Here is a 1,976-nt window from a genome sequence, read left to right on the forward strand (position 1 = left end):
GGAGGACCCCGACGACCCCCTCGGCTGGCGGCCCGTCCTGCAGGGCCGCGACCTGGTCGCCGCCGACGCGTTCGCCGTCGCCCTCCCGCCGGCGGTGCGCGCCGAGGCCCTCGACGGCCGCCCGCTGCGTGACGGCGTCGGGCCCGACCCCGTCGACGTCGTGACCGAGGCCCTCGCCGCGCTCGTCGACGCCGAGGCCCGCCACCGGCTCGTCGACGTCGAGGTCGCGCCCGACCTGCTCGATGCGGCCGCGACCGGCGCCCTCGACACCGGGCTCGCGCGCTGGGAGGTGGTCGGCGCCCCGCACGCCGGCCCCGCGCGCGGCACCTTCCGGCTCACCGAGATCGTCGTCGACCACCTGGCGCACGCGGTCGAGGGCGAGCCCCGGTTCTGGCTCGAGTTCTCGCTGCAGTCCTCCCAGGACCCGAGCCTGCGCGTGACCGCCGAGTCGATCTGGCGCGACGCCGGGGCGCTGCGGCGCTGGCTCGACGACCCCTCCGAGCAGCTGCTCGCCGAGCTCGGCCGCGCCGCGAGCCTCTACCCCGAGCTCACCGACGCGCTGCGCGTCCCGCGCCCCACCGGGATGGAGCTCGACCGCGAGGGCACCCACCACTTCCTGCTCGACGTCGCGGCCGACCTCGACCGCGCGGGGTTCGGGGTCCTGCTGCCGAGCTGGTGGTCGAAGCCCGCCCGGCTCGGGCTCACCGCGAACGCGGAGGGCGGCGCCACGCCGGACGGCGTCGTCGCCGCCCCGGGCCGGCTGCGCCGCGAGGAGCTCGTCGAGTTCTCGTGGCGGCTCGCGGTCGACGGCGCCCCGCTCTCCGACGACGAGATGCGCGCCCTCGTGCACGCGAAGGCGCCGCTGGTGCACCTGCGCGGGCAGTGGGTGGCGCTCGACCGCGAGCGGCTGCGTGCCGGGCTGGAGTTCCTCGACCGGGCGCCCGCGTCGGCGAGCGTCGGGGACGTCCTGGCCCTGCACGCGACCTACCACGACGACCTCCCGCCCGAGTGGGCCGCGCCGCTGCCCGTCGAGGAGGTCACCGCCGCGGGCCCGCTGGGGGACCTGCTCGCCGGGGCGGCCGAGTCGCACCTCGCGCTGCTCGACGACCCGCCCGCCCTCGAGGCCACGCTGCGCCCCTACCAGCGGCGCGGGGTGTCGTGGCTGGCGTTCCTGGCCGGCCTGCGGGTCGGCGGGGTGCTCGCCGACGACATGGGGCTCGGCAAGACGCTCCAGGTCCTCGCCCTCGAGGCCCACGAGCGGGGCGGGCCCGCCGACGAGGCGGCCGACGCCCCGCCGCCCGACCGGCCGACCCTGCTCGTCGCGCCCACCTCCGTCGTCGGGACCTGGCAGCGCGAGGCCGCGCGGTTCGCGCCCGGCCTGCGGGTCGCGGTCCACCACGGCGCCGGGCGCGACCGCGGCGACCTCTCGGGCCTGCTCGCGGCCCACGACCTCGTCGTCACCTCCTACGGCACCCTGACCCGCGACGTCTCCGAGCTCTCCCGCCACCGCTGGCACCGCCTCGTGCTCGACGAGGCCCAGCTGGTGAAGAACAACCGGTCCCGGGCCGCGCGGGCGGTGCGCACGATCGACGCGGGCCACCGGCTCGCACTGACCGGCACGCCCGTCGAGAACCGGCTCGCCGAGCTGTGGTCGATCATGGACGCGGTCAACCCCGGCCTGCTCGGCACCGTCACCGCGTTCCGCGACCGCTACGCCGTGCCCATCGAACGCCACGGCCGCACCGACGTCGCGCGCCGGCTCCAGACCGCGGTCCGGCCCTTCCTGCTGCGCCGGGTCAAGACCGACCCGACGGTCGTCGACGACCTCCCGGAGAAGATCGAGACCATCGAGCGGTGCCCGCTGACGGCGGAGCAGGCCTCGCTGTACCAGGTCGTCGTCGACGAGATGACCGAGACGCTGCACGAGATGGAGACCGCGGGGAAGGCCATCGAGCGCCGGGGCAAGGTGCTCGCGG

At 77.2% G+C, this 1,976-nt stretch carries 1 protein-coding gene; it reads left to right on the forward strand.

Annotated elements, in window-relative coordinates:
• On the forward strand, window positions 1-1,976 hold a 1,976-nt coding region (locus AC0CYZ_RS09625; RefSeq protein ID WP_472214646.1), incomplete at both ends, for a DEAD/DEAH box helicase.

The organism is Actinomycetospora sp. (assembly GCF_055612215.1).